General features: G+C 48.3%; 14 protein-coding genes. 5 read left to right on the forward strand and 9 right to left on the reverse strand.

Annotated features, from left to right (window positions below):
• Nucleotides 1-13: 13 nt before the first annotated feature.
• The 6 genes from M4J38_RS09030 to M4J38_RS09055 all read right to left on the reverse strand — a co-directional run bounded on the left by M4J38_RS09030 (nucleotide 14) and on the right by M4J38_RS09055 (nucleotide 8,933).
• On the reverse strand, nucleotides 14-1,792 hold the full coding sequence (locus tag M4J38_RS09030; RefSeq protein ID WP_251759229.1) for a glycoside hydrolase family 15 protein: 1,779 nt from the start codon (nucleotides 1,790-1,792) through the stop codon (nucleotides 14-16).
• The gene (locus M4J38_RS09035) at nucleotides 1,779-4,007 is read right to left on the reverse strand and encodes a bifunctional alpha,alpha-trehalose-phosphate synthase (UDP-forming)/trehalose-phosphatase (protein WP_251759230.1); all 2,229 of its coding nucleotides are present in this window, start codon (nucleotides 4,005-4,007) and stop codon (nucleotides 1,779-1,781) included. The genes M4J38_RS09030 and M4J38_RS09035 overlap by 14 nt, the downstream gene beginning before the upstream one ends.
• Nucleotides 4,008-4,126: 119 nt before the next feature.
• Entirely contained in the window at nucleotides 4,127-5,755 is a 1,629-nt protein-coding gene (hutU, locus tag M4J38_RS09040) for a urocanate hydratase (protein ID WP_251759231.1), read from the reverse strand.
• Between the two features lie 534 nt (nucleotides 5,756-6,289).
• Nucleotides 6,290-7,825 (reverse strand): histidine ammonia-lyase, encoded by a 1,536-nt coding sequence (gene hutH / locus M4J38_RS09045; protein WP_251759232.1) that lies wholly within the window; start codon nucleotides 7,823-7,825, stop codon nucleotides 6,290-6,292.
• 51 nt (nucleotides 7,826-7,876) lie between these two features.
• Nucleotides 7,877-8,359: a MarR family winged helix-turn-helix transcriptional regulator gene (locus M4J38_RS09050; protein WP_251759233.1), complete on the reverse strand. Its 483-nt coding sequence runs from the start codon at nucleotides 8,357-8,359 to the stop codon at nucleotides 7,877-7,879.
• A 199-nt stretch (nucleotides 8,360-8,558) separates the two neighbouring features.
• Entirely contained in the window at nucleotides 8,559-8,933 is a 375-nt protein-coding gene (locus M4J38_RS09055) for a glyoxalase/bleomycin resistance/extradiol dioxygenase family protein (protein WP_251759234.1), read from the reverse strand.
• A gap of 104 nt (nucleotides 8,934-9,037) precedes the next feature.
• Here M4J38_RS09055 and M4J38_RS09060 point away from each other — a divergent pair, with 104 nt between their 5' ends.
• Nucleotides 9,038-10,288, forward strand: coding sequence for a putative DNA modification/repair radical SAM protein (locus M4J38_RS09060; protein ID WP_251759235.1), 1,251 nt, complete (start codon nucleotides 9,038-9,040; stop codon nucleotides 10,286-10,288).
• A 1-nt stretch (nucleotide 10,289) separates the two neighbouring features.
• Entirely contained in the window at nucleotides 10,290-11,054 is a 765-nt protein-coding gene (locus M4J38_RS09065; RefSeq protein WP_251759236.1) for a TIGR03915 family putative DNA repair protein, read from the forward strand.
• Here the strand turns inward: M4J38_RS09065 and M4J38_RS09070 are convergent.
• The 3 genes from M4J38_RS09070 to M4J38_RS09080 form a co-directional block, all read right to left on the reverse strand.
• Nucleotides 11,051-11,281, reverse strand: coding sequence for a helix-turn-helix transcriptional regulator (locus M4J38_RS09070; protein ID WP_251759237.1), 231 nt, complete (start codon nucleotides 11,279-11,281; stop codon nucleotides 11,051-11,053). The two genes, M4J38_RS09065 and M4J38_RS09070, sit on opposite strands and share 4 nt — an antisense overlap.
• Nucleotides 11,282-11,291: 10 nt before the next feature.
• Nucleotides 11,292-12,242, reverse strand: a complete 951-nt coding sequence (locus tag M4J38_RS09075; protein WP_251759238.1) for a DUF2975 domain-containing protein — start codon at nucleotides 12,240-12,242, stop codon at nucleotides 11,292-11,294.
• 237 nt (nucleotides 12,243-12,479) lie between these two features.
• The gene (locus tag M4J38_RS09080; RefSeq protein ID WP_251759239.1) at nucleotides 12,480-14,834 is read right to left on the reverse strand and encodes an alpha-L-rhamnosidase C-terminal domain-containing protein; all 2,355 of its coding nucleotides are present in this window, start codon (nucleotides 14,832-14,834) and stop codon (nucleotides 12,480-12,482) included.
• Between the two features lie 307 nt (nucleotides 14,835-15,141).
• Between M4J38_RS09080 and M4J38_RS09085 the strand changes: the two genes are divergently transcribed.
• The 3 genes from M4J38_RS09085 (at nucleotide 15,142) to M4J38_RS09095 (ending at nucleotide 21,134) form a co-directional block, all read left to right on the forward strand.
• Nucleotides 15,142-15,561, forward strand: a complete 420-nt coding sequence (locus M4J38_RS09085; RefSeq protein ID WP_251759240.1) for a VOC family protein — start codon at nucleotides 15,142-15,144, stop codon at nucleotides 15,559-15,561.
• Nucleotides 15,562-15,736: 175 nt separating this feature from the next.
• Nucleotides 15,737-19,783 (forward strand): two-component regulator propeller domain-containing protein, encoded by a 4,047-nt coding sequence (locus M4J38_RS09090; protein WP_251759241.1) that lies wholly within the window; start codon nucleotides 15,737-15,739, stop codon nucleotides 19,781-19,783.
• 133 nt (nucleotides 19,784-19,916) lie between these two features.
• Nucleotides 19,917-21,134 (forward strand): hypothetical protein, encoded by a 1,218-nt coding sequence (locus M4J38_RS09095; RefSeq protein WP_251759242.1) that lies wholly within the window; start codon nucleotides 19,917-19,919, stop codon nucleotides 21,132-21,134.
• The last annotated feature ends 50 nt before the right edge of the window (nucleotides 21,135-21,184 follow it).

A 21,184-nucleotide genomic window follows, 5' to 3' on the forward strand; every position in this document is an offset into this window, starting at 1 on the left:
AATATATATTATTCTACATAAACTCCGGCATATCCAGTTTCTTCGCGATCCGAAACGCAGCGTTGATCAATCCCACATGACTATACGTTTGCGGGAAGTTCCCCCATTGGGAGCCATCAGTAGAAACATCTTCACTGTAAATGCCGAGGTGGTTAGAGAATTTAAACAACTGCTCCAGGTTCCTACGCGCATCATCGATCCTGCCCACACAAGCCAGCGCATCCACATACCAGAAGGCGCATACCAGGAAGGTGCTTTCCGGAAAACCAAAATCGTCATAGTGCTTATAACGGTAAAAAAGACCGTGTTCAGCGAGCAACTCTTTCTCCAAAGCCTCAATATGGAGTTTGGCGGCTTCTTTGTTGTGATCGAGGTAGTTCATGGTCACCATCGCCAGCGTACTCGCATCAAGGTTAGAGGTATGCATCGCCTGGGTATATACTTTCCGATCCACATCGTAACAGGATTTCAGCAATGCATCGGCTTCCTCGGCCAGTTTACCCGCCTTCTGCATCAGCGCCATATCGGAGAAGGCTTCGCCGATTTTATAAGCGGCTTTCGCACCCGCCCAATGAAAGAGCAACGTATACGAATGTACCTGAGTCTGGTTCCTGAATTCCCATAAGCCGGAATCCGGCAACGTCATGGTGCGTTCAATCTGGTTGAGGAGCCAGGGAACGATTTTGAGGTAACTGCTTTTCTTGGAGAAAGTCAATCGCTTGTCTGTGTAAAGCGGCAGCAGGTTCACCAATACCTGCCCGTATACATCGTGTTGGGTCTGTATATAGGCTTTGTTGCCGATGCGCACTGGCTTGTTCCCCATGTACCCATGCAGGTCCAGTTCCAGTTCCACGAGGTCCTTTTCGCCGGTAATGGAATACAATGGCTGGAGGGAGTCTTCCGCGTTGTAGATGATGTTCTGAATGAAATCGAAATATTTTTCCAGTTCTTCAAAGTGACCGATCTGGTTGAATGCTTTCAGGGTGTAGTACGCGTCGCGGAACCAGCAGAAACGGTAATCCCAGTTGCGTGTACTGTCGTGAAACTCGGGCAGACTCGTAGTTCCGGAAGCGATAATGCCGCCGGTATCTTCATACTGGTGCAGTTTCAATACCAGTGAGGAACGAATGATCTGATCCTGGTAAATTGTGGGGATGTAAGAACTTTTGACCCAGGTTTGCCAGTAGTCGACTGTTTTCCGGATGAATTCTTCCGAGGTTTCCTGCAAAGGCGCTTCCAGCGGAGCCCCGTAGGTTAGCACGATGTACCGGTTCTGGTCGAGGACGAAAGGCTTTTCATCCTGCACATAAGTAAGCGGGATATCGGTGGTAATGCGCACCTGCTTTTCGAAATTGAGGAACCTGATGTGGTTGCTGCCCATCACCGTCTCCGGAACAAGTTCACCATATTCCCCGCGTGGCTGACACCGCACTTTTATGGCGGGATCACCATTCAGCACTTCAATCTTACGCACCAGCATCAGGGGTTTGAACTGCCTTTCGTGCACCATCATGCGCGGCGCGCAGTCGATGACCCGGAAACTTCCTTCAGCGGAAAGAAATTCAGTACATAAAACATTGGTGTTTGGAAGATAATATTGCTTTGATTCATAGATCTCGGCTGCCGGACGAATATAGAAATCACCTCCTTTTTCTTCGTCGAGTAATGATCCGAAGAGAAAACTGCTGTCGAAGCGCGGCATACACATCCATTTCACATTGGCGGTTGTGTCCACGTAGGCCAGGTAGGAACAGTTGCCCACCACGCCCATATTGTATTTATGCACCGGCATATTCTGGTTTATTTTGTTGAGTAGTTACTGAATGGAGGAAAGGAAGTACCCTTTCCTGCGAGATAATATTGTACTGGGCGGCGGTGTTGCCGTTCCCGATCTTAATGGTAAAACCACGGTGCTCCAGCACTTTGAACATATCTTCATCCGTGGTATCGTCGCCCATGCAAAGAATAAAATCGGGGCGACTGGCTTCAACGAGGTTCAAAGCAGTAATACCCTTATCCACGCCTGTAAGCCTTATCTCCACTACTTTATTACCGTCTATCACCTGTATCGGCGTATTCTGCGCGAGCTGGGAAATGGAATTGATCAACTCCCTGGAACGCGTAAAACCGAATTCAGGCATGGTATTGCGGTAGTGCCAGGCAAGGGTGTTCTTCTTTTCTTCAATAAACGACCCTGCGCATCGTGTAACAAAAACCTGGAGCAAAGGCCTGATTTCCTCCTTCCAGGCATCGGGAATACTGGTAGTGGAAACCCAGTCCGCGCCTTTCTTCCTGATTTGCGCGCCGTGTTCAGCCACGAGGGTAATGGGCAGGTGACCGAGCCACTGGTCGAGGGTTGCCGCGTCTCTTCCGCTGATGATCGCCACTTCATTCTTCTCATCCTCGGCCAGGCGTTTGAGTAAGGTGATTACGCCCGATTCAGGACGCGCATCACCCGGAAGTTTCGTGAATGGCGCCAGTGTTCCATCATAGTCGAGGAGAATGGCTCTTTTCTGCGCGCTGGCATAACGTTGTTTAAGCATACCTGTTATGCGGTCGTCCAATAGTTTTACGCCGATCTTGTTCTGTTCTTTTTTCACCGCTTTGAGTTGATCCATAAAATCGTTTACCCATCTTGTTACATTGTAATCGATCAGTCTTTTCTGCATCAGCAGGATGCGGTTGCGCTGTTCGGCAACCGGCATGGTAAGCGCCCGGTTGATGGTGGCGGCCACATCTTCCACATCTGTAGGGTTCACATGCAGCGCTTCGCTCAGTTCGCTTGCGGCACCGGCCAGTTCACTCAATACCAATACCCCCCGGTGCGCGTTGCAACTGGCTACAAACTCCTTCGCCACCAGGTTCATCCCGTCGCGGAGCGGCGTAATCAGCGCCACGTCGGCGGCCTGGTACAAGGCGCAGAGGTCGTCGAACGGCAAGTGATTGTACCGGTAAATAACGGGCTGCCAGCTGAGGTTGGAATAAATACCGTTGATGGTACTTACCTTCTCTTCAATGCGGCGCTTCATTTCATTGTAAGTTTCTATGCTATCGCGGGACGGAACTACATTCAATATAAAAACAACGTTTTCTCTCCATTCCGGGAACATTTCAAGGAACTTTTCAAAGCCCTGCAAACGGTACATCAAGCCCTTCGTGTAATCGAGGCGGTCTACGGAGAAAATGATTTTCTTTTCGTAGAAATTCTTTTTAATGCCATTTCTGATCTCCAATACTTCGTGGTTATTGGTGGCATCGTGAAATTTATTGAAGTCGATACCTATCGGGAAGAGGTCCGCTTTTACGAGCCGGTGCTGATAAGTGAGTGTATTGTAATTGTTGTCAATGCGCAGAAGCATTTTTACCGAATGAATAAAATGCTGCACATAATCGAAAGTATGGAAACCAACAAGGTCGGCACCCAGCAAGCCTTTCAGCAACGAATCCTTCCATTCCGAAGGCAACAGACGCAACAATTCGTAGGATGGGAATGGGATATGCAGGAAGAAACCAATGGTCGCATCCGGTATTTCGAGACGCAGCATTTGCGGCAGCAGCATCAGTTGGTAATCGTGCACCCAGATCACGTCGCCGGGTTGTAACATGGGTATCAATGCATCGGCGAACTGGCGGTTCACTTTTACATAGGCATCGAAATATTCTCTCTTATAAACCGCCAAGGAAGGGAAATAGTGGAACAGTGGCCAGAGTACAGAGTTGGAAAACCCATTGTAATAATCGCTGTACAATTGCTCATCGGTGAACAATGGTAAAATAGAAAAGTCCTGGGTATCCTCGTTTTTCCTGATTTCCTCCCATTCTTCCGGAGAGAAGTCGGCCACGCCGGCCCAGATTTTTTCGGAGAATTCACATCCCTCCTGCCCTTGTTCAATATAACTCTTAATAGCCGATACCAATCCACCGGAACTTTGCCTCAGCCCCACCTTATCTCCTTCTTTTTCAAGGGAATAAGGAAGCCTGTTTGAAATTATGATCAATCTGCTCATAGTATAGGGTAATTGATGAGGTGATAAAAAGGGTATGGCAATTTCCATACCCTGTTCGGGAATGCGTCAAATATGCCCGGAGCAGATTAAAACATGGTGAAACTCAGATTAAAAGAACATTAAAAACGGCTTTCCAGATCAAGTTTATGGGCCTTTGCCGTTTGCCCGGCCAGTTCATACCCTGCATCGAAATGCCTGATCACCCCCATGGCCGGATCATTCCTTAACACCCTCGACAATCTTTTTTCAGCGGCATCGGTACCATCGGCAACAATCACCATTCCCGCATGTATGCTGTATCCCATACCCACGCCGCCGCCATGGTGGAGGCTCACCCAGGAAGCGCCGCCAGCGGTATTTACGAGCGCATTGAGGATAGGCCAGTCCGCCACGGCATCAGAACCATCTTTCATGGCCTCCGTTTCCCGGTTGGGCGAAGCGACAGATCCGGTATCCAGGTGATCCCTTCCGATCACGATGGGCGCCTTTACTTTCCCTGAACGTACCAGTTCGTTGAATGCAAGGCCCGCTTTTTCCCGCTCTCCTTGTCCCAGCCAGCAGATACGGGCGGGCAATCCCTGGAAAGCAATTTTTTCCCTGGCCAGTTTCAGCCAACGTTGCAACGATTCATTTTGTGGAAAGAGTTCCGCAATTACTTTATCGGTAACGGCAATATCTTCGGGATCACCACTCAATGCCGCCCAGCGGAACGGCCCCTTGCCTTCACAGAATAACGGCCTTATGTATGCGGGAACGAAACCAGGGAAGCCGAAAGCGTTCTTCAAGCCTTTTTCATATGCGCGGGCCCGGAGATTGTTGCCGTAATCAAAAGTAATGGCACCTTCATCTTGCAGCGCCAGCATCAGTTCAACATGTTCTTTCATGCTGATGTAAGCCGCTTCCAGGTAAGCCGTTTTATTATCAGACCGCAACCTGTTCGCCTCTTCCAGGCTCATCCCATGCGGAATATAGCCCACCAACGGATCATGCGCCGATGTTTGGTCAGTAAGCACATCCGGAACAATATTTCTTTCGCGCAGCCTGCGCAGGAGATCCACGGCATTGCACAACACGCCGATTGAAAGCGCTTCGCCTGTGCTCTTCGCTTCCAAAGCACGATCGATGGCGGCATCTATATCTTCGATCATTACATCACAATACCGGGTTTCCAGTCTTTTTTCAATGCGCCAACGTTCCACTTCAGCGGCTAGACATACGCCGTTGTTCATGGTTACGGCCAGTGTCTGGGCGCCGCCCATACCACCAAGTCCTGCGGTAACGCAGAGTTTACCTTTCAGGGTTCCTTCAAAATGTTTATCAGCAACCGCGGCAAAAGTTTCGAACGTACCCTGTACGATGCCCTGGGAGCCGATATATATCCAGGAACCGGCGGTCATCTGACCATACATCATCAGGCCTTTTTTTTCGAGTTCATCAAAATGCTCCCAATTGGCCCAGTTGGGCACGAGTTGTGAATTGGAGATGAGTACGCGTGGCGCATCTTCATGCGTGGGCATAATGGCTACGGGCTTACCGCTTTGCACAAGCAGGGTTTCATCGTTTTCAAGGGTGATGAGCGCTTTTTTGATGGCCTCCAGCGCCTGATGGTTCCGGGCGGCTTTGCCCCTTCCGCCGTACACTACAAGGTCTTCGGGACGTTCGGCCACATCTGGGTGGAGGTTATTTTCGAGCATTCGGAGGGCGGCTTCCTGGAGCCAGTCTTTGCAGCGGAGGGTGGTGTTGTTCATGGTAGTTTTTTTGTGGTGGTGCGGGATGTGATTCTAATGTTATTTATTTTTTCACGCCATTGCTTTGTGCTTCGCACTGCGCAGCGCACTGCTTCGTACTTCGCAGGAGCAAGGACGCATTGCTTCGTGCCTCGCAACGTTGTTTGTGTTTGGAATGGTTCATTTTGGGATATTTTTTTGTTTCACGCGGCGACGCGGCGACGCAACGGGCTGCTTATTGAGGAATGGTTGATTTTCTTTGGAAGAACTTATTTAATTCTTTACACTTCACGCTAAATTCTCCCTGAATCTTTTCAATCAGGAAGCATCCGGCCCCTTCCTTTCAAATAAATCAACCAGAAATTATATAGTACGCTAACGTTGCGTCGCCGTGTCGTTGCGAGAAATAACGCCTCAGCAAGCTACAGTCTCAACCACTCCTTACGTCTGTAGGGCAAGAAGTCGTTGCGAGAAAACACCTCTCAGCGAGCTGCACCACAACCGCCCCTTGCGTCCTTGCTCCTGCGAGGAACGAAGCAGTTGCGTGAAACTCACTCACAAATCAATCCCCTTCTCCCGTGCGAAACCATTCACCTCTTTAACAAAACGCTCATTGGCTATCATGGCGTGTATCTCCCGGATATCATCAGCGAAAATGCGGTCCTCTTCGGCGAAGCCCACATAATGCCGTACATGGTCATGCGCGAATTCAAGCAGGGCACTGGAACGTAGTGGCCTTCTGAATTCAATGGCCTGACAGGCCGAGAGCAACTCTATGGCCAATATCTGCTCAAGGTTATCGATCACGCGGTTGAGTTTCCTACCGGAGATACTGCCCATGCTCACATGATCTTCCTGACCTAGGGAAGTGGGAATACTATCGGCGCTGGCGGGGAAACACAATGTTTTATTTTCTGTAACCAGTGCTGCCGTGGTGTACTGTGGGATCATGAAACCACTGTTTAATCCCACATTTTTCATCAGCAACATAGGGAGTCCCCATTTTCCTTCCAGCAAAAGATAACAACGGCGATCGGATATATTCCCCAGTTCAGCGGCGGCGAAGCAGGCATAATCCAGTGGCAGCGCCATCGGCTGACCATGGAAGTTCCCGCCCGAAATGGTATCACCGGCGCTGAAGATAACGGGGTTGTCGGTAACCGAATTGAGTTCTATTTCCGTAAGTGTTTTCAGGTGGATCCAGGCGTTACGTGTGGCGCCATGCACCTGCGGCATACAGCGGAGTGAATACGGATCCTGGACGCGCCCGCAATCGATGTGACTTTGCATGATCTCGCTACCCGCCAGCAGTTTCCGGAGCCGTTGCGCGACCAGTATATTGCCTTCAAAAGGCCTGAGCTCGTGGAGCCGCTCATCAAAAGGGGCCTGGGTACCGGTAAGCGCTTCCAGACTCATGGCGCCGATAATATCAGCCGCTTCCAGGCAGTTGAACAAACGTGCGACGGCGAGTGTGGCATAGGACAAAATAAATTGCGTGCCATTGATCAGCGCAAGTCCTTCCTTCGGCCCGAGTACCACGGGTTCCCACTGTAATACCTGCATCACTTTGGCAGCGGGTTGCCGCGCTCCTTTGTACCAGACTTCTCCCAATCCTATCAAGGGCAAACAAAGATGCGCGAGTGGCGCAAGGTCACCGGAGGCGCCTACCGAGCCCTGTTCCGGCACCACGGGCGTAACTTCTTCATCAATGTGCGCGCACAATCTTTCCAATGTGGTCAATTGCACACCGGAAACTCCCTTCGCCAGCGCATGCACTTTAGTGATGAGCATGAGCCGGGCGATCTGTACCGGAACCGGTTGTCCCACCCCTACCGAATGACTTTGTAATATTTTATACTGCAGGGTGCGCGTATCTTCTTCCGAAATGGGCGTATCGGCCAGGATGCCAAAGCCGGTATTCACACCATACACCGTTTTCCCTGAAGCAACAATCTCCTGCACATCCCGCTGACTTTTAAGAATGGCTTCCCGCGCCTGCGGCGCAATGATTCCCTTCAATGTACCATTGGAAATTGCGATGGCCTTTTCCACCGTAAGCTGCTCCGTTCCGTATAAAAAAGTGTTTTCCATATGCTGCAATGTAGCCTCGCTTTCTTCCAGGTGAATAAAGCGCGGTGGTTGTTATGATTGAATTTGTTGAATGATCCTGGCGGAAAGCGGTTTTGTTTCCAGCGCTTTTTCCAATTGAAGCACCGTTTTTAATAGCTGCTTCAGCGCAACATTTTCCTGCGATAAATCCTCCAAAGATGCCTGTAACGCTGTCCAAACAGGTTTTACCCGCTTCAACAACTTCTTACCCTCCGCCGTAAAAGAAAGTACCTTTTTGCGGGCATCCACTTCAGATACCACGCTTTCCACCAATCCCCTCTCCTGCAGGAGCGATACCAATTGACTTACGGCGGAATGTGACACACCCGCTTTATCCGAGATATCACGTATAGAAACCTGTCCTTCCTGATCGAGCAGGTAAAACACAGGGAACCACGAAGCGTCAAATGGAATGTTCAACGCGCGGTAAGTGGCGTTAATCTCTGCGAGAAATCCTTCACTCAAACGGCGCAGCCGGCTTCCGAAGGCAAGAAATCCTAATTGCTGGTACAACATAATTATATAAGTACTTATACAAATGTAGGGAATTTCTTTATGGAAATATTTTTATTTCAATAAACCTACAACCCAAACAGGGCAGGATTGGGATAACTATAGTACACTACGCTCTATTGCGCTATGCAATACATGAAGCGCTATAACTTCGGAAAAATCTCAATAAGAATCATCCGACATAAAATCACCGCACATTTGCTTATTCTCCCGTATACGTGTTTACCCACCACTGGTTGCCGAACGGGTCCTCAAATCCACCACCATAGCCGTATTCCCGTTGCGCCAGCTCCTGTAACTGTTTACACCCTTCCGCAAAGGCTCTTTCGAAAATACCTTCCACCGCTTCCACATAAATAAAAACTGAACCTGGAAATGGTTTCCACAATTCCGTAGCGTTGGCAAACATGATCACCGCATCTCCTACCTTCAATTCTCCATGCATAATCCCTCGTTCACCGGGAACAATCAGTTGTTCCTCCGCTTTAAATACATGACGCATAAACCGCGCAAAAGCCTGGGCATCCTGAAGGATGAGATAAGGCATTACTGGTAAATACTGGGCTGGAATCTTCATGAAGTTTGTTTTTTGATGTTGAACATTTTGCAGAATCATTCCGCGACAAATCAAAAATACTAAATTTTTTAGCAATTTGAATTTTATTTATTAGCTTTGAAATCATGAGGGAAAGAACACTTGAGAAACTGGAAATTCTGGCTGATGCAGCCAAGTATGACGTGTCCTGTTCTTCGAGCGGCAGCAAGCGGGGCAATGCCGGAAAAAGCATTGGCAACACCACCGGGATGGGTATTTGTCATGCTTACACCGAAGATGGCCGTTGTGTTTCGCTGCTGAAGATACTGCTGACCAACCACTGTATTTTCGATTGCGCCTATTGTGTGAGCCGGAAAAGCAATGATGTGAAAAGAGCCGCGTTTACGGTAGACGAGGTGGTCGAACTCACCATCGGATTTTACCGCCGGAATTATATTGAAGGCCTGTTCCTGAGTTCCGGCATTTTTAAAAACGCGGATTATACTATGGAACGGTTGGTAATGATCGCCCGCAAACTACGGACGGAACACCGCTTCAACGGGTATATTCACCTGAAAGCCATACCCGGGGCCAGCGAAGAACTGATGAAAGCAGCCGGACTGTACGCCGACAGGCTCAGCGTGAACGTGGAGATGCCTACGAAAGAAAGTCTGAAGCTGCTGGCGCCCGATAAAAACCAGGAAGACGTGCTTACGCCGATGCAATACCTCAGTAAGGAAATTGTACGCCAGAGGGAGGAAAAACGAAAATTCACCCATACACCCGCTTTCGCACCGGCAGGACAAAGCACCCAAATGGTGATAGGCGCCAGTCCGGAGACGGACCGGCAAATCCTCCACATCGCGGCACATTTCTACCGTTCCTATTCTTTAAAGAGAGTGTACTATTCAGGCTATATACCGGTGAGCACCGACAACAGACTTCCCGCGCCCGGCACCCCGGTTCCTATGCTGCGGGAAAACAGGTTGTACCAGGCAGACTGGCTGCTGCGGTTCTACGGTTTTCAGCCGCAGGAAATCGTACCGCCGGAACACCCGCTGCTGGACATGGAGATAGACCCCAAACTGAGCTGGGCACTCCGGAACATGCACCTCTTCCCGGTACACCTTCAAACAGCGGACCTGGAACAGATCATCCGCGTCCCGGGCATCGGTATACAAAGCGCCCACAGGATCGTGGCCGCAAGGCGCTTCGGGAAGATAAGTCTTGATTTGCTCCGGAAAATAGGCGTAGCCGTGGAAAGGGCGCGTTATTTCATCGCCGAAGATCCATCCTTCCGGAAAGACCTTTCCGACCTGCAGATCCGGCAGCAGATCATTTCCCTGCAACAATCGAAATACGCCCCGAATTTTTCACCCCAGTTAAAACTATTCTGACATGACGCAGGTGGTGTACGACGGCAGCTTTGAAGGACTGCTCACCGCCGTCTTCGAAATCTACGAATACAAATTTACCGACGCCAGCATTCATCCTGCCCCCACCTTCAACGCGAACGTGTTCGGCCAACAACACAACGCCATTTCCAACCGGGAAAAAGCAAAGCGGGTATGGAAAAAACTCGCGGCCATCTCACCACAAACGGCACGCTTGGTGTACCTCACCTATCTTGCTGAAATCCCTTATATGGAAAGCCTGGTGCTTTCGTTTATCCGGTATGTACTTTCCGGCAGGAAGGGCGCCGAAAGAAACATCGGCAACCCACATGTATTGAAGGTAACGCAGACCGTTAAAAAAGTAGAGCGGGAAAAACACCGCATGGAGGCATTTGTACGCTTCCAGCTCACCAGCGACGAGTTGTATTACGCGATCATAGCCCCCGATTTCAACGTGCTCCCGTTGATCGCGCCGCATTTTTCCAACAGGTATGCCGACCAGCGCTGGCTGATTTACGATGAAAAAAGAAAATACGGCATTTATTATGACCTGCAGCAAACCACCAATGTAACCCTTGATTTTAAAGCGGAAACCGCCAATGGAAAAGATATTTCTCACATCATCCATGAAACGGAGGCCGCTTTCCAGCAATTGTGGAAAAGGTATTTCACCAGCGTGAACATACCATCAAGGAAAAACATGCAACTGCATATCCGGCACATGCCCAAACGGTACTGGAAATACCTCATAGAAAAAGGGACCGGTTAGCGCATCAGCTTCCTGTAAGCCGCGTCATCCATATATTCCAAGAGATCACCAGGCTGGCACTCCAACACCTTACATACCTCTTCCAGGGTAGAGAAACGGATCGCCTTGGCCTTACCGCTTTTTAAAATGCTCAGGTTAGCCAACGTAATCCCTACCCGTTCACTGAGTTCAGTGAGGGACATCTTTCTTTTAGCCAGCATCACATCCAGGTTTACTACTATCGGCATATTATCGGCTTCATATGGTGAACTCCTGTTCTTTCTGCAAAGAAAGTCCTTTTTTGAACGCTTTCGCCGTGGCCAGTACTGCTATGGCGCCCATCATCAATCCGATATTATCGTGCAACAAAGCGCCAACCGGCACGTACACCTCGTCCGTTAGCGTATGCCGGAAAATAAATTGCAGGATAAAACGCAAAACGATACCACCCCAGGACATGATCAGCAGGGTTACGGCAATAAGATGCAGCGCACGCACATTCCTTGCTGAAAATGCTTTCCCCTGGGAAATACGGATGACCATTTTTAACGGAAGGGCCACAAGAATGTAGATGAATGCAAAAAAAATAATCCAGCCTGCCCGGATCACCACACCAAGCACCTGGTGCGCCGACTTACTGATCTCAATAAGAATACGCCCCCTGTTTCTCTGTTGTACAGGCGTATCCCTGGTTGTTACATCCTGGAAAATATAAGGCACTTTAACGGATGTGACCTTTGCGTATTCCACGACATTGTCTTTGCGGGGAATCTTATTGGTGTATAGAATTCGCCTTTCTCCATTCACCACCTTGAACCGGCTGATGTTGTGCTTCAGCGCGAAATCGTTCAGCGCAAAGTAATACCGCTTATCCGACTCTTTACTCGTAAATAAATCTGCTGATGCAGAACCGGTTGCCACCCCCCACATGCCTACATACATACCTCTTACAATATTCCCCTCATCCATCCGCCTTTTTTGTTTTTTCCTGGATTCAATAGTACGTTGGAGCGATTGAAACCCTGAATAGGTAAGCAACGAATCCGGTCGAAGCCACCCATCTTCTTCATTTCTGATACCCAGAAAATATTCATCCTCTCCTGTTACAAAAAATTCAGAATGTCTGGGCAGACTGCCGATGATGATCGTTATCCCAATAAAAACCATCAGGAAAACATCCCAATGTTTCAAAAAATACTTTGATCTCATAAGATGGTGTTATGGATGCAAAATAATAAATTATTATTGATAAACAATAATAAATAAAAATAAAACGATATGATTAAAATTCTGCCTTGAGTTATAGCCGCTGCCATCATTACAAAGCACACATCTGGCCGCTTACCTGATTACTGCTGAGGGTGCATCTTTTTTCAGGCATTTCGGCTATCAATATTTTATCGTTCCATTGCGGATTTAATCGCGCAATATTAAAAGCAATTTCCCTTATAAAGGAGTTTCCCGATATATTGAATATTCGCCGGGCGGCAACCTGAAAGCCATGAACCCAGCCTTCTTCGGGTTTTCTTTTACCGAAAGCATTTTTTGATGGAGCGGCCTGTTGTTGATCAGCACGGACTGGCCATCAGGTATGCTTACAATAGCAGTAGCTCCTGCCGGAACAATCAATTTCACGGCAAAACCACCTGCGTTGTTTTCAAACGATGAATGAATGTTTCCTTTTACCGTGGGGATATCTATTGTGGCACTTGTAAAAGTTGCCGGACATGGTTCTACCAAAAATGTTTTATACCCCGCCTCCAGTGGCTTAATTCCGAAAAGATATTCCCCTATCACGATCTGTGCCCCGCCGCTCCAGGCGTGGTTGGTGGTACCTCCGCCATATCCCTTCTCTCCAATGCCCCATCCTTCAAAAAGCGTTGTATAATCACGATGCTCCACCATTTCCGAGAAGCGGCGCTTTGTTCTTTCAAGCGCGTATTTCCCCTCGCCCATAACAAACAACGCTTCCATTACATATTTTTCCATGTACGGACTTGCGAAGCATTGGGTTTGAAATAACTTCAACAGTTGCTCATACTTTGAAGCATCGGCGATACCGGTTATCACCGCCAGTGCCTGTGCCCTGTCGTCGGTTTCCAGCTGATAATCCGGATGGCGATAAGCCTGTCCATTCCAGCAACGGTTGAATCCTTTTTTTACTGTTTCCATTGTATGGGAAAACATTATCCTATCTGCTTCGTGCCCCAGTAAGGTGGCCATGTTCGCGGCGCCTTTCAAAGCCAGGTAATGCCAGCCGGCCATGATCAGCCTGATGTCTTTGTTTTCGCCCCAGTCGCCCCACAGCCAGTCGCCTTTTCGAAGCACCGTAAGCCCTGTTTCATCCGTTTCCCATAAGGCGAGGTACTTTTTTACGGCAGGATAAACCGATTCTATCGTTTTGCGGTCTCCAGTATTCTGATAATAGTTCCAGAAACCATAGTAGCCGATACTGGTGAGCATCTGGTCGGGCAATTCACCTTTAAAGTTTCCGGGTATGGGGGAAAACAGCTGACCTTCAGGACGCTGCCAGGCAGCCAATTCACGGATCGCTTTGCGCATAAGGGTATGCGTGGAAACGGAAGCCGTATAAAAGCATTCACCCATCAGCAATACAACATCTCCCCACCACTGGGCGCGTTCCCTGTCGGGACAATCGAAATAATTATCGCGCATATTCACATACAAGGTACGTGACGCTTTTTTCCAGAACCGGTTATAAAATTCATCGCTGCAATGAAAGCTTTGCGTTATTTCCGTGTTGAAACCAGTTTCACGGTATTTAACCGAAAGTATGCTGACCCCGGCGGGCACGGTGAGTATTATTTTTTCACCATTCAGCCAGCCGTAAGATTCATATTCCTGGTATCCCTTCTTTGTAACGTATGCAGCACTTAGGTTCACATCTCCACCACTTCGGCTGTGATCGGTGGCGATGCCAATCAGATTTCCGCCCAATTGGTCATCCGCAGAAATGATTGGAGTCATCTGCATGTTATAGGGCAGGCGTGCAATGATGGTATCTACCTTTGAGCCGGTGCGGCGTTCAAACGATAATGACTTTATGCCGAAATCTTTCCAAAGGGGAATCGGGCGTTCTATCAGCTTGTTCCAAGGCGCATCACCCGGACTTCCGATTTCCTTTGCGGATTGAAAGCCGTAAAGATTGGCTACGGGTAAGACCTGCCAATCCGGAATATCTTTTGCCGCGTCGAACCTGATGTTGGATTCCGGCAAACGGCTGTTCGGAGAGGGCCCATCTGCTGTACCATAAGCGGGATGGATACGACAAACCCATTTTTTGTCGCTGATTAGTTTAAAGCGGCCAGATTGCATGCTGAAAAGAAGTCCTGACTTTCCGCTGTTGATATGAGAGAAGCCATCTTTTCCGAAATGCCAGACCAGAACAGCAATGGCGTTATCGCCTTTGTTAAGGTACGGCGCAAGGTCAACCTTATCATAATAGGAATCGGAGGGTGTGGGGCCGCGTTTTAGTCCGCCTTCAAATACCACCAGTTTCCCATTTATCCAAAGCCAGTACTTGGTATCGGCAGCGATAATGGCTTCGGCATGTTGCGGTTTCTTTTCCAATGTAAAATCTCTTCTGAAAGCGATCCAGGTGTTGGGTGCGTTCACTTGTTCTTCAGGGGATGTAATCCAAAAACCAGGTTGTGTTTTTTCCGTAGCACAAACCTGCTGCGTATAGCTAAGCGAAAGACAGACAAGGATGAATAGCCCGAATAAGCCTTCAATTTTTATTGTATTGAACTTTTTTTTCATTTCCGGCAGCATATCATTCATACTTAAATTTAAGTCAGGCGGAAAAAATACTGAAACCATTTGCCTTTCAATCAGCAGTCTTTCCCGCCTTCACTTTATTATTATTCAGATGGTTATTTTTAAGCTGACGCAAATATCGCAAAGATACGCCCAGAGCAACGGGGGTAAATCACCGATAATAGAGGGTTAAATTGACTTTATAGTCTATATAATCAAACGGTTCCAACTTTACCCGCAGTCGCATTTCACCTCATTTTTGTCAGTTTAGCACCACATTAAAAATGGTAACCGCTCTAAATTTACCGTTCACTAAAAAACTGCGACTTCCATGGCAGCGGTAAATCCCTATCTCACCTTTAACGGCAACTGCGCCAGCGCCTTTCTTTTCTATAAGGAAGTATTCGGGGGAACTTTTATCCATTTTATCAGGTTCAACGCTGTTGAAAATGAGAGCAGAGAAGAGGGGAACAAAGTGATGCACGTATCACTTCCGATTGGAAATGGTACTATTCTGATGGGAAGTGATGCCCCTTCCACCTTCGGCGAACTGGTCATGGGGCAGAACATGGCCGTTTCGGTGAGCACCTCTAGCGAAACCGAGGTAAAACGTATTTATAACGCACTTTCCCGGGAAGGCGTGGTGGTTATTCCGTTGGAAAAAACTTTCTGGGGCGCGCTGTTCGGCCTTTTCTACGACCGGTTCGGCGTACAATGGATGGTAAATTATGACTATGCAGGAAAGAACTAGCGCCAATAGTATTGTCCATTCCATGTTAAAAAAGGTTATTAAATGGTAATTATCCCTTAAAATCCGCAAACCCCATTTTGTAATTAAACCTTTTCTTGCAAATGGAGGGATCATGATGCGTATTTCTTATACCAAAAACTGCTTACAATCAGGCAAAAGAACATTTTTAGTTCTGTTGTCCTTAGTATTTTGTGTACATCATGCCCAGAGTACTCCTCCCACTTCAGTCAGAAATTTAAGTATTGAATCAGGCCTTTCCAACAACACCATCACCAGCATTTACCAGGACAGGTTTGGCTTTTTGTGGATCGGCACTTACGATGGTATTAACCGGTATGACGGTTATGGCTGCAAAATTTTCAGGCACCGGCTGAACGACACCACCTCCCTGGTGAACAACAAGATCACCACCATTACCGAAGACAAATCGGACCGCCTCTGGATAGCCACTAAAAAAGGGCTCTGTACTTTTTCAAACACCACACAGCGTTTTTCACCCGTATACTATGCTACAGGTTTGAAGAATGCGCCAAAGAAGGCGCTGAAAGGCATTCCGGTAAACGAAGTGCTCGCCACGAAAACAGGTGAAATACTCGTAGCGCCACAATCATTAGGGCTGTTGCGGTACAATAATGCATCGGGCCTGCTGGAACAGGTACCGGTAAAATCGGGTAACGGCAGCATGGTATACGACGTTCAGGTGAACGGACTGAAAGAAGATAAGGATGGCACAATATGGGTGCTGGTGTACCAGATGGGAATAGGAAAATATAATCCCTCCACCAAAGAAATCACCATCCTGAACACTACGCTCACCACCTGCTCGCTGATGGAAACCGATGGGAAAGGTAATGTGCTTATCGCTTTGGTAAACAGGTTGTACAGCTATAATATTCAGTCGAACAAAGTTCGTTCGCTGGGCTACCCTTCACCTAAAGGAGAAAGAATTCTCTGTTTCTATCAAACCCCGCAACGCCTGCTGATGGGAACAGATGGCGGCGGCATTTATGCATTTAACGAAGCGCAAAACATTCATGTGCCCGCTGACCTGGAAGATATCCACGGCGATTTTGTCTCAGCTATTTATATAGATAGAAAGGAAAACAAATGGGTGGGCACTTTACAGCAGGGGCTGTTCTGCCGGCAGAAAGGAAAAAAAATATTCGGTTCACTTGAGCATCTGCCTGATACCCCCAACAGTTTACCGGGGAATTTTGTATCCTGCTTTGAATATGATGGCAACGGAAAATACTGGATTGGCATTGAAGGCGCCGGGGTATGCCTTTGGGAACCCGCGGCAAACAAATTCAAAACCTTTAACGGGAAGAACGGCCTTTCAAGCAGCGTAATCACTGCCATACGCAAAACCTCGGACGGAAACGTATGGGTGGGTACGTATGGCAAAGGTGTTGATAAATTTGATGCGAAGAGCGGTCGGTTTACCAACTACACCTTCATCAACAAACAGGCGCGCACCTACGAAGGAAACGTATGGACACTTTTAGAAGACAAGAGCGGAACACTATGGGCGGGAACGGTAACAGGTGCCCTGTTCACCTTCAATAAAAGCACCAATACATTCGAAGTATATGATCAAAGCCTTCGGGACATACTCTGTATTACAGAAGACCGTAAAGGTGAACTTTGGGCGGGCAACTTCGAAGCACTCATCAGGATCGACAAAAAAAGTGGCAAACACCAATTTTACAATACTGAAGCCCCTGTACGGGCCATCCGCGAAGACAAAAAAGGAAGGTGCTGGATCGCCACCGAAGGAAACGGATTGCTGCTTTTTGACAGGAACAGCGGACAATTTGAAGCATTTACGGAAGAAAACGGATTGGCCAACAACTCGGTATTGAACATCGTGGAAGATAAAAACGGAGACCTTTGGCTAACTACTTTTAACGGATTATCAAGGTTGAATACCGACACAAAAAAGATCACGAATTACTTCCAGACCGATGGCCTCCAATCGAACCAGTTCATCTATAACGCGGCTTTCGCAGCACCATCGGGACAACTTTTTTTCGGCACGCTAAAGGGAATGAATTATTTCGATCCGGATAGTATCGCACTCAGTTATTCCCCCGCTCCCATTGTGATCACAGATTTACGGATCAACAACCAAACGGTAGCGCAAAACAGCAGTTTCACCGGAAACCAGGTGATGTACACTTTGAGTGAACTCGAACTACCTTACGACCAGGCGATCTTATCCATTGACTTCGCATCGCCGGAATTCAACAACCCCGATCAGATCGCTTACGCCTATTACCTGGAAGGCTGGGATAAACACTGGAACCATTCCGGCAAACTGAGAACGGCGCATTACAGCCGCCTGGAAGAAGGATCATATACTTTGCGCATCAGGTCAACCGATCCAGGTGGTACCTGGACGGGCAATGAAAAACTCATTTCCATCAAAGTATTGCCGCCCTGGTACCGGAGTTGGTGGGCATGGACACTTTATGTTTCCATTGCCGTAAGCATCCTCGCGATGTACCTGCGCTTCAGCAGCCGGCAGGCCAAACTGGCTTTCGAAGTAAAACTCGCGCACCTTAACGCGGAACGGGAACAGGAAATCAATCGCCGGAAACTCGATTTCTTTACCAATATCGCCCACGAATTCAGAACACCCATCACGCTAATCATCAACCCGATAAAGGATTTGCTGCAGAAACAGGGCAACAGCCTGGAAACCGCGGGCATGAAAATGGCTTTCAGAAACAGTAAAAGATTGCTCAGTCTGGTGGACCAACTCCTGCTTTTCAAAAAAGCGGACAGCGGCGCCGACGACCTTCGCATAGCGAAACTCAACATGGTGCACGTTTGCAGAGAAGTGTTCCTCTGTTTTTCACAACAAGCCAAAACGCAGGAACTGCAATACAGTTTCGAAAGCGCTATACAGGAACTGGAAATATACGGGGACCGTGAAAAAATTGAAATCGCCATCTTCAACCTTATTTCCAATGCGATGAAGTTTACGCCGCCGGGCGGGCGTATCCGAATAATGTTGTCTGAGCGGGAAAACGAAGCTGAACTAGTTGTAGCGGATACCGGATGCGGCATTCCGGAGGAAGAAAGTGCGCGGTTGTTTGAGAGATTCTACCAGTCTAAACAAACCAGCCCCGCCACCAAAGCTGGTTTCGGCATTGGCCTCTTCCTCGCGAAAAGTTTTGTGGAAGCGCATAAAGGAAGCATCGGTTTCACTTCTGTCCCAGAAAAAGGAACAAGTTTCACCCTTACGATTCCGAAAGGCCGCGCCCATTTCTCCTCAACACAAATCAAGGATTCTTCAGTACAACAATCAGAATTGTTACAGGAACTTTCCATTCAGGAAGAACCAGCAATACTGCATGCTGAAGAAGAACTGCCGCCGCCGGAAGTTGGCATCAGTACACTGATCAACTCGGGACACAGCATACTGGTTGTGGACGACAATGAAGGCATACGCACCTACCTGAAACAGGTTTTCCACGAAAACTTCAGGATACTGGAAGCCACCAACGGAAAAGAAGGGCTGGCCATGGCGCGGCAATACCAACCAGATATCATCATCAGCGATATCGTGATGGATGAAATGAGCGGTATTGAATTCTGCGCGGCCATTAAGGAAGATCCCACACTCAACCACATCCAACTCATCCTGCTTACAGGTAGTTCCTCCGCGGAAATTAAACTGAAAGGCGTGGAATGCGGCGCCGATGATTACATCACCAAACCTTTTGAAAAAGAACTACTGCTGGCCCGGGTGGCGAGTTTATTAAAAAGCAGGAACAATATTCAGAAGTATTTCTACAACGAAGTGACCTTGCAAAGGAACAACCTGTCCATTTCTGAAGAATACAAAATCTTCCTCGAGAAGTGCATCGAAATTGTGGAAGCGAATTTCGACAAAGACGACTTCTCCATTAAACAATTCGCGCGCGAAATGGGCATGAGCCATTCCAACCTGTATAAAAAAGTGAAACATGTTTCGGGACAATCCATCAACGGCTTCCTTCGTTTTCTCCGACTGCGCAAGGCGGCCGAATTACTGATTACCACAGATTGCAATGTGAACGAGGCCGCTTTCCAGGTAGGCATAGGCGACAGTAAATATTTCCGGACCCAGTTCGCGAAACTTTTCGGGATGAACCCCTCTGAATACCGGAAGCGTTACCACCATACTTTCGGAAAAAATTACCAGGTGAACGAGAAAGCCGTGAACAGGCCCTAAAGTCCATACCCGCTTTTTCCGGGTGATTTTTACTATTACACCCCCCTTTTTTGAACATTCACCCCCTATAACTTCGCTCCATAACTGTGCATTTTGCATTGGCTGATTCATCCATTGACCAAAACAAACAGTTATGAAAAAACTTTTGCACCTGCCATTACTTGCGGCCGTAGCCGTAGGCTGCATTTACGCCTGTAACAAAAAAACCGGCGGAACCAACGACCCCGGCACGGTAACGCCGGAGCTAACCCTACCCTCCATTACCGCCGACAGTGTTCGCAACATCACCACCGCCGGGGCCACTTTTTACGGCAACGTACCCTCCAATGGCGGAGAAGCGCTTGCCGACCGCGGCGTTCTTTTCGGCACATCCGCCACCCCAACGGAAAACAAAACCACGGCCACCAGCTACCTGACCAGCGGCCGGTTTACAGTGGACCTGAAACAATTATCCCCCAACACTACTTACTTTGTCCGGGGATATGCCACCAACAGCAAGGGTACATCCTATTCCAAAGACATTCAGTTCACCACAACCCGTGTACCCCAGGCCGAACTTTTCACGGACACCATCTTCGCCAGCGGGGCCACCACCCTTTTCGCCGCGGGCAAAGTGGTAGATACCAAAGGCATCGCCATGCGGGAAGTGGGTATTTGTTTGAGCAAAAACCCCAATCCAACCATCGCGGATACCAAAATCGCCGCGACCAGCAGTAACGATCAGAATCTTTTCCTCCGCTTTTCCAACCTGGAGCCATCCACTACTTACCACATCAGAAGTTATGGCACGAACACCTACGGCACAACAGTATATGGCGCCGATGTTACGGTGTCCACCATCGCGCGCGGCAATGTAACCTACACCCTGAACCAAAACGCGAACCCGACCGATGATGAAAAAGCGGCCTATGCCAGAATAAAAGCCGCGTTCGATGAAGCGTTGGTTTATTACAACAATTACACTTCCATCACCAAGCACCTTACCGTGAATTACAATCCGGGCGTACAAACGGCCGATGCCACCATTGCCGGAAATGTCCGCTTTGGCCCTAACACGAGTTACCAAAGAACGGGTACGGCCTTGCATGAACTCGCCCACACGGTTGGAGTTGGTACACATGCGGTATGGAACCAACTCATTCAGGGAGGGGTATACCAGGGCAAAAATGCCAATAAGATGCTTCGTTTCATGACAGGAAGTACAACCGAAACCATTAAAGGGGATGGTATGCATTTCTGGCCCTACGGCATCAACGGCGCAAACGAAGACAATGGCCAGGAAATGCTGTACATCACCAATGTACTGATTGTTCAGGGTATGAAAAAAGACGGCCTTCCCAGCAGCTACTGAGAAAATAACACGCCTGGGCTGAATTACCGATTCATCCCCTTTTTTCTGCG

This window comes from Parasegetibacter sp. NRK P23 (assembly GCF_023721715.1).
In the GTDB taxonomy this organism is placed as follows: domain Bacteria; phylum Bacteroidota; class Bacteroidia; order Chitinophagales; family Chitinophagaceae; genus Parasegetibacter.

Excerpts from the sequence above, each read along its gene's own strand:
- M4J38_RS09030 (WP_251759229.1), bottom strand. The coding sequence starts at position 1,792 with ATGCCGGTGCATAAATACAATATGGGCGTGGTGGGCAACTGTTCCTAC.
- M4J38_RS09035 (WP_251759230.1), bottom strand. The coding sequence starts at position 4,007 with ATGAGCAGATTGATCATAATTTCAAACAGGCTTCCTTATTCCCTTGAA.
- hutU (WP_251759231.1), bottom strand. The coding sequence starts at position 5,755 with ATGAACAACACCACCCTCCGCTGCAAAGACTGGCTCCAGGAAGCCGCC.
- hutH (WP_251759232.1), bottom strand. The coding sequence starts at position 7,825 with ATGGAAAACACTTTTTTATACGGAACGGAGCAGCTTACGGTGGAAAAG.
- M4J38_RS09050 (WP_251759233.1), bottom strand. The coding sequence starts at position 8,359 with ATGTTGTACCAGCAATTAGGATTTCTTGCCTTCGGAAGCCGGCTGCGC.
- M4J38_RS09055 (WP_251759234.1), bottom strand. The coding sequence starts at position 8,933 with ATGAAGATTCCAGCCCAGTATTTACCAGTAATGCCTTATCTCATCCTT.
- M4J38_RS09060 (WP_251759235.1), top strand. The coding sequence starts at position 9,038 with ATGAGGGAAAGAACACTTGAGAAACTGGAAATTCTGGCTGATGCAGCC.
- M4J38_RS09065 (WP_251759236.1), top strand. The coding sequence starts at position 10,290 with ATGACGCAGGTGGTGTACGACGGCAGCTTTGAAGGACTGCTCACCGCC.
- M4J38_RS09070 (WP_251759237.1), bottom strand. The coding sequence starts at position 11,281 with ATGCCGATAGTAGTAAACCTGGATGTGATGCTGGCTAAAAGAAAGATG.
- M4J38_RS09075 (WP_251759238.1), bottom strand. The coding sequence starts at position 12,242 with ATGAGATCAAAGTATTTTTTGAAACATTGGGATGTTTTCCTGATGGTT.
- M4J38_RS09080 (WP_251759239.1), bottom strand. The coding sequence starts at position 14,834 with ATGAATGATATGCTGCCGGAAATGAAAAAAAAGTTCAATACAATAAAA.
- M4J38_RS09085 (WP_251759240.1), top strand. The coding sequence starts at position 15,142 with ATGGCAGCGGTAAATCCCTATCTCACCTTTAACGGCAACTGCGCCAGC.
- M4J38_RS09095 (WP_251759242.1), top strand. The coding sequence starts at position 19,917 with ATGAAAAAACTTTTGCACCTGCCATTACTTGCGGCCGTAGCCGTAGGC.